Below are 7,500 nucleotides of genomic sequence, written 5' to 3' on the forward strand. Positions count from 1 at the left end.
CCCCAATCCGGGGGGGGCGATGGCGCGGACGTGCTCTCGTCGGGTGCGGCCGGTGATGCCCCCTCGGTATCACCACCGGCCGGACTGGACGAGAAGTCAGGAGGGGTGGACCTCGGCCTGCGCGGGAGGCGACTCGTTGCCGGTGCGGTCCAGGGCGGTGACGACATGGGCATAGCGGTGTCCCGGTTGGGCGCTCGCGTCGGTCCGGGGCTGTGCCCAGCCGACTGCGCGGGTCGTCGCGACGTGGTTGGTCGCGTCCACCAGTCGGCAGTCGCCCGCCGGACCCGGCCGCGGACGCCCTCGAGGCGGTAGACGGCATACGACGACGTGGTGCGGTCGGTGGGCACGATGGTCACCGTCGCGCCCGATCCGGTTCTGTGCGTGGACCTCGACCGGGCAGCTCGGTCCTGGAATGCCGCTCGTGCCAGCGGAGGGGGCGGCGCCGGCGACGGCCGGTGTCGACCCACGGACGAGGACGGCGCAGGCGACCGCGACGAGGCCCATCAGCCAGGCGCGGACGCGCATCCAATCTCCGTACGTCAGGTTGCTCACGGGAAAAAGTTCCGACCAGCAGCAGTCTGCCGTGACCCAGCCACGTTTGGGAACCCCCAGACCACTGGTGTTCCCGACCATCGAGTGGTGGGCCTCATGACGATCCGTACTGCCGTTGACCTCACAGATCCAGGTGGGTGAGCCGGCCGGCGACGAGGGTGGCCTTTACCCGCATCCCGCGCAGCACCGCGGCCGACTCCGCCGGCGTCTCGCCGGCCAGCGGGTCGGCGTCGAGCAGGGCGAGGTCGGCGACGTCACCGACGGCCACGGTCCCGCGGCCGTCGACGCTGGCGCCGAGTGCCTCGGCCGCGGTCAGCTGTTCCTGCGGCACCCAGGGCTCGCGCTCGTCGGCGGTGCGGTGCACCGCGGCGGCCATCGCCAGCCAGGGGTCGAGGCGGGCGACCGGCGCGTCCGAGCCGAGCGCCAGCTGCACGCCGAGGTCGAGCATCGTCCGGAGCATGAAGCAGCGATCTTCCCGGCCCGGCCAGATGGCTCCGGTGAGGTCGCGGTCGTCGAGCAGGTGGGCCGGCTGGACGCTCGCCCGCAGGCCGAGCCCGGCCATCCGCTCGATCCCGGCGCGGGTCATCAGCTGCGCGTGCTCGATCGAGCCCCGGGCACCGGAGGCGGCGACCGCGTCGAGCGCGATCTGCGCGGCCGCGTCGCCGATCGTGTGGACCGCCGCCTCGAGCCCGTGGGCGGTCGCCGCCTCGAGCAGCTCGGTCAGCTCGGCCCGGGAGACGTTCTGCTTGCCGTTGGGGTATGCCGCGTCGCCGGCTCCCGAGGGCGAATACGGTTCGTGCGTATGGGCGGTCCGCGTGCCGAGGCTCCCGTCGGTGATGATCTTGAACGGGCCCATCGTCGCGAGGCCCCCCGTCCCGACGAGCACGTCACCGGTGCGTAGACCCGCGGCGAAGACGCCCTCGAGACCCTCGGCGTAGACGCTCGTGCGCACCCGCAGCCGGTCGAGCCCAGCCTCGAACCGCCCCGGCCAGGTGCCGGTCGCGTCGTCGAACTCCATGTCGACGATGCCGACGACGCCCTTCACCGAGGCCTGGGTCATCACCGCGTCGAGGCCATGCGTGACCTCCTCCGGAGAGCCGACCAGTGCGGCGAGCTGCGCCCAGAGCGGGAACCAGTCCGTCTCGTCGAACGCGCCGTCGCGTGGTTCGACGCCAAAAAGTCGCTGGGCCGCGGAGCTGAGCCACCCGTTGTGGCCGTCCCCGGCGACGAGCACGACCGCCCGCCGCCCGCAGACGGCGTCGAGATCCGCTGTGGACACCGGTCGTGGCCATCCGCCCGAACGGTAGCCGTACCCCACGAGGGTGATGGATTCCGTTGCGAGAGAGTGGAGGTGGGCCGCGACCCGGTCTAGGACGGCCTGCGCGTCCGGGGTGCCGGACAGGTCGAGCCGCGCCGCGGTCGTCGCCCACTGGGTCATGTGGACGTGCTGGTCCCAGAGACCGGGGACGAGCCAGCGTCCGCTCGCGTCGACGACCCACCCACCGGGGGACGCGCGCAGGCCCGACCCGATCGCCGAGACCCGGCCTCCCTCGATGAGGACGTCGACCGGTGCCTCCGCACCGTGCGACGCCAGGTCCATCGCGCGACCGACGCCCCTCGAACGGGCGATCGGCACCACCCGAGCGTGACGGAGCAGCAGGGAAGGGGGTTGATCCCGTCCGACGGAGGAGGTCGTCACCGCCAGGCGTCAGTCGGTGCCGAGGTCGAACGACGAACGCTCCTGCGCCTCGTCGACGCCCGAGTCGACGCCGGTGTCGGAGGCACCGGCCGAGATGGCCTCGGCGCCGCCCTGCTCGAGCTCGCCGACCAACGCGGCGGTCTGGCCGCCCAGGAGCTGGCCCTGCGCGGCATACAGCTCGAGCTTGGCGCGGGAGTCGGCGATGTCGAGGTTGCGCATCGTGAGCTGACCGATCCGGTCGACCGGCCCGAAGGCGGCGTCCTCGGTGCGCTCCATCGAGAGCTTGTCGGGGTGGTAGGAGAAGTGCGGGCCGCGGGTGTCGACGACGGAGTAGTCCTCACCGCGACGCAGCCGCAGGGTGACCTCGCCGGTGACGACGGAGGCGACCCACCGCTGGAGCGACTCGCGGAGCATCAGCGACTGCGGGTCGAGCCAGCGCCCTTCGTAGAGCAGGCGGCCCAGCCGGCGACCTTGTTCGTGATAGCTCGCGATCGTGTCCTCGTTGTGGACGGCGTTGAGCAGTCGCTCGTAGGCGATGAAGAGCAGCGCCATCGCCGGCGCCTCGTAGATGCCACGGCTCTTGGCCTCGATGATGCGGTTCTCGATCTGGTCGCTCATGCCGAGCCCGTGCCGCCCGCCGACGACGTTGGCCTCGTGCACGAGGTCCACCGGAGACCCGAACTCGCGACCGTTGATCGTCACCGGCCGCCCCTGCTCGAAGCCGATCGTCACGTCCTCGGTCTCGATCGCGACGGCGGGGTCCCAGAAGCGGACGCCCATGATCGGCTGGACCGTCTCGAGCGAGGTGTCGAGGTGCTCGAGGGTCTTGGCCTCGTGGGTCGCGCCGAGCATGTTGGCGTCGGTGGAGTAGGCCTTCTCGGTCGAGTCGCGATAGGGCAGGTCGTGGGCGACCAGCCACTGCGACATCTCCGTGCGCCCGCCGAGCTCGGTCACGAAGTCGGCGTCGAGCCACGGTTTGTAGATCCGCAGCGAGGGGTTGGCGAGCAGACCGTAGCGGTAGAACCGCTCGATGTCGTTGCCCTTGTAGGTCGAGCCATCCCCCCAGATCGAGACGTCGTCGTCCTGCATCGCGCGCACGAGCAGCGTTCCGGTGACGACGCGCCCGAGTGGCGTGGTGTTGAAGTAGGTCTTGCCGCCGGAGCGCACGTGGAAGGCGCCGCACGCGATGGCCGACAGGCCCTCCTCGACGAGCGCCGGCTTGCAGTCGACGAGGCGCGACAGCTCGGCGCCGTACTGCTTGGCCCGGCCGGGGACGGAGTCGATGTCGGGCTCGTCGTACTGCCCGAGGTCGGCGGTGTAGGTGCACGGGATCGCGCCCTTGTCGCGCATCCAGGCGACGGCGACGGAGGTGTCGAGACCCCCGGAGAAGGCGATGCCGACGCGCTCGCCGACGGGCAGGGACGTGAGGACCTTGGACACGACGACCAGCCTAGGGCCCGCGCCGTATGCCGGCTCGCGCGGGAGCCGTTCGTCCGTTCGTCGCTCGATGGTCGCCTGATGTTGCCCCGGCGAGCAGCCTCTTCCCAGCAACATCACAGGCATGAACCGACTTCTTCGAAGCGCGATGACTCTGGCCGTCGGCACGGGTCTCGTCCTCTCCGCCCTGTCCACCGGCTCCGCCGTCGCCGACGACGCCGCCCCACTCGCAACGGCATACGGCCGGGCCCCCCTCGCGACGGACGGCCGCGCCCCCCAGGGCTCGCCGCTCGTCATCGGCCACCGCGGCGCCTCGGGTTACCGCCCCGAGCACACGCTCGCCTCCTATGAGCTCGCCGCCCGGATGGGAGCCGACTACATCGAGCCCGACGTGGTCTCGACCAAGGACCACGTCCTCGTCGTCCGCCACGAGAACGAGATCTCGGGGACGACGGACGTCGCCGACCACCCCGAGTTCGCCACCCGGCGCGTGACCAAGACGGTCGACGGCGTGAGCCTCACGGGCTGGTTCACCGAGGACTTCACCCTCGCGGAGATCAAGACCCTGCACGCCAAGGAACGGCTGCCCGACGTCCGCCAGCACAACACCCTCTACGACGGCCGCTTCGAGATCCCCACGCTGGAGGAGGTCTTCGCGCTGCGCGAGACGCTGTCCGCGGAGCTGCACCGGACCATCGGGATCATCCCCGAGACCAAGCACCCCACCTACTTCAGCGGCATCGGCCTGCCGCTCGAGCCGGGCCTCGTGACCATCGTCCGCGAGCACCACCTCGACACGGCCGACGCGCCGATCGTGGTCCAGTCGTTCGAGCTCAACAACCTCGTGAAGCTGCGCGACCTCTACCGGTTCCGCGCCAAGGAGGTGTTCCTCACCGGCGTCACGGGCAAGGGTTTCGGGGACGAGCGGACCTACGCGCAGCTGCTCACGCCCTCGGGCATGGCGATGATCGCGAAGTACGTCAACGCGATCGGCCCCGACAAGAGCCAGGTCATCCCGCGCAACGCCGACGGCTCCCTTGGGACGCCGACCACCCTGGTCCAGCGCGCCCACCGGTTCGGGCTGATCGTGACGCCCTACACCTTCCGGGCCGAGAACGTCTTCCTGCCGACCGACCTGCGGGTCGGCACCGACCCGGTCGACTTCGGCAAGGCCATCGAGGAGGACGTGACGTTCATGAAGACGGGCATCGACGGACTCTTCTGCGACCAGGCCGACATCTGCCTCGAGGCCCGCAAGACGTTCCTCGCGGGCACGTAGCCACCCACCCTCACCACTGCGTCCGCGCCGACGCGACACCGGTATGCCGTTGGCGCGGACGTCAGGGTTGGCCTGTCAGCTCTCGCCGCCGGCGTTCCCGGAGGTCCCGGCGGTGACGTCGTCGAGGCGGTACTTCTCGGCGGCCTGCGCGGCATACTCGGCCGGCACCTCACCCCGTTTGGCCAGCTGCTGCAGCGTCCGCACGGCGAGCGAGGGCCCGTCGATGTGGAAGAAGCGGCGGGCCGCGGCGCGGGTGTCGGAGAAGCCGAAGCCGTCGGCGCCGAGCGACATGAAGTCGCCGGGCACGTACTGCGCGATCTGGTCCTGCACCGCGCGCATGTAGTCCGAGACCGCGAGCACCGGACCGGGCGCGTCGGCGAGCTTCTGCGTCACCCAGGGCACCCGCTGCTCCTTGCCGGGTCTGAGGAAGTCGGCCTCGTCGCAGGCCATCCCGTCGCGGCGCAGCTCGCTCCACGAGGTCACCGACCAGACGTCGGCGGCGACCCCGAAGTCCTGGGCGAGCAGGTGCTGCGCCTCGAGCGCCCAGGCCACCCCGACCCCGGAGGCGAGCAGCTGCGCCCGCGCGGGCGTGTGCTGCCAGCCGGTCGTGTCGGCCGCCTGCAGGAGGTACATCCCCTTGCGGATGCCCTCGACGTCGACACCCTCCGGCTCCTTCGGCTGCACGTGCGGCTCGTTGTAGACGGTGAGGTAGTAGATGACGTTCTCCGGGTCGTCGCCATACATCCGGCGCAGCCCGTCCTGGACGATGTGCGCGATCTCGTAGCCGTAGGCCGGGTCGTAGGAGACGACCGCGGGGTTGCTCGACGCGAGCAGCGGCGAGTGGCCGTCGGCGTGCTGCAGCCCCTCGCCGGTCAGCGTCGTGCGGCCGGCCGTGGCGCCGATGAGGAAGCCGCGGGCCATCTGGTCGGTGGCCGCCCAGATCGAGTCGCCGGTGCGCTGGAAGCCGAACATCGAGTAGAAGACGTAGACCGGGATCATCGGCTCGCCGTGGGTGGCGTAGGACGTGCCGACCGCGGTGAACGCCGCCATCGAACCTGCTTCGTTGATGCCGAGGTGGAGGATCTGGCCGCTCGTGGACTCGCGGTAGGCGAGCATCAGCTCGTTGTCGACCGGCGTGTAGTTCTGCCCGTGCGGGTTGTAGATCTTGATCGTCGGGAAGAACGAGTCCATGCCGAAGGTGCGCGCCTCGTCGGGGATGATCGGCACGACCCGCTTGCCGAACTCCTTGTCGCGCATCAGGTCCTTGAGCAGCCGCACGAACGCCATCGTCGTGGCGATCTCCTGCTTGCCGGAGCCCTTCTTCATCTGGGCGTAGGCCTCGTCGCCGGGCAGCTTGAGCGGCTCGTGCTGGACCCGGCGCGACGGCACCCCGCCACCGAGGACGGCGCGGCGCTCCTCCATGTAGTGGATCGCCGGGTCGTCCTGCCCGGGGTGGTAGTAGGGCGGCTGGTAGGGGTCGGCCTCGAGCTGGGCGTCGGTGACGGGGATGCGCAGCTCGTCGCGGAAGGCCTTGAGGTCCTCGAGCGTCAGCTTCTTCATCTGGTGCGTCGCGTTGCGGCCGGCGAAGTGCTTGCCGAGGCCGTAGCCCTTGATCGTCTTGGCGAGGATGACGGTCGGCTGGCCGTTGTGCTCGGTGGCGGCCTTGTAGGCGGCATACACCTTGCGGTAGTCGTGGCCGCCGCGCTTGAGGTTCCAGATGTCGGCGTCCGAGAGGTTCTCGACCATCTTGCGGGTGCGGGGGTCGCGCCCGAAGAACTCCTCGCGGACGTAGGCGCCGTCGTTGGCCTTCATCGTCTGGTAGTCGCCGTCGCTCGTCGCGTTCATCACGTGGATGAGCGCGCCGTCGCGGTCGGCGGCGAGCAACGGGTCCCAGCCGCGGCCCCAGACCACCTTGATGACGTTCCAGCCCGCCCCCCGGAAGAACGCCTCGAGCTCCTGGATGATCTTGCCGTTGCCGCGCACCGGTCCGTCGAGGCGCTGGAGGTTGCAGTTGACGACGAAGGTGAGGTTGTCGAGCTCCTCGCCGGCCGCGAGCTGCAGCAGCCCGCGCGACTCCGGCTCGTCCATCTCGCCGTCACCGAGGAAGGCCCAGACGTGCTGCTGGGAGGTGTCCTTGAGGCCGCGGTTGTGGAGGTACTTGTTGAACTGCGCCTGGTGGATCGCGTTCATCGGCCCGATGCCCATCGAGACCGTCGGGAACTGCCAGAAGGTCGGCGCGAGGCGGGGGTGGGGGTAGGACGGCAGGGCGCGCACCTGCCCGTCGACGAGGTGGCTCTTCTCCTGGCGGAAGCCGTCGAGGTCGTCCTCGGTGAGGCGGCCCTCGAGGTAGGCGCGGGCATACATGCCGGGGGAGGCGTGCCCCTGGAAGAACACCTGGTCGCCGCCGCCGGGGTGGTCCTGGCCGCGGAAGAAGTGGTTGAGACCGACCTCGTAGAGGGTCGCGGCCGAGGCGTAGGTGGAGATGTGGCCGCCGACGCCCACACCGGGGCGCTGGGCGCGGTGGACCATGATC

The 7,500-nt window shown here is 70.5% G+C and carries 5 protein-coding genes; 1 reads left to right on the forward strand and 4 read right to left on the reverse strand.

Going from position 1 to position 7,500, the window contains the following annotated elements:
• Nucleotides 1–96: 96 nt before the first annotated feature.
• From Q0R63_RS00970 to argG, 3 genes are all read right to left on the reverse strand, one after another.
• The gene (locus Q0R63_RS00970) at nt 97–525 is read right to left on the reverse strand and encodes a hypothetical protein (RefSeq protein ID WP_295692670.1); all 429 of its coding nucleotides are present in this window, start codon (nt 523–525) and stop codon (nt 97–99) included.
• 148 nt (nt 526–673) lie between these two features.
• The gene (locus tag Q0R63_RS00975; RefSeq protein WP_295692672.1) at nt 674–2,188 is read right to left on the reverse strand and encodes an amidohydrolase family protein; all 1,515 of its coding nucleotides are present in this window, start codon (nt 2,186–2,188) and stop codon (nt 674–676) included.
• Between the two features lie 72 nt (nt 2,189–2,260).
• Nucleotides 2,261–3,691 (reverse strand): argininosuccinate synthase, encoded by a 1,431-nt coding sequence (gene argG, locus Q0R63_RS00980; RefSeq protein ID WP_295692674.1) that lies wholly within the window; start codon nt 3,689–3,691, stop codon nt 2,261–2,263.
• 121 nt (nt 3,692–3,812) lie between these two features.
• Between argG and Q0R63_RS00985 the strand changes: the two genes are divergently transcribed.
• Nucleotides 3,813–4,967 carry a glycerophosphodiester phosphodiesterase gene (locus tag Q0R63_RS00985; protein WP_295692678.1) on the forward strand — a complete coding sequence of 385 codons (1,155 nt, stop codon included), beginning with the start codon at nt 3,813–3,815 and terminating at the stop codon, nt 4,965–4,967.
• Between the two features lie 75 nt (nt 4,968–5,042).
• Here the strand turns inward: Q0R63_RS00985 and aceE are convergent.
• Nucleotides 5,043–7,500: pyruvate dehydrogenase (acetyl-transferring), homodimeric type (gene aceE / locus Q0R63_RS00990; RefSeq protein WP_295692682.1), on the reverse strand; the 2,458-nt coding region annotated here is incomplete at its 5' end.

The organism is Lapillicoccus sp. (assembly GCF_025353065.1).
Taxonomy (GTDB): domain Bacteria; phylum Actinomycetota; class Actinomycetes; order Actinomycetales; family Dermatophilaceae; genus Lapillicoccus.

Excerpts from the sequence above, each read along its gene's own strand:
- Q0R63_RS00970 (WP_295692670.1), bottom strand. The coding sequence starts at position 525 with ATGCGCGTCCGCGCCTGGCTGATGGGCCTCGTCGCGGTCGCCTGCGCC.
- Q0R63_RS00985 (WP_295692678.1), top strand. The coding sequence starts at position 3,813 with ATGAACCGACTTCTTCGAAGCGCGATGACTCTGGCCGTCGGCACGGGT.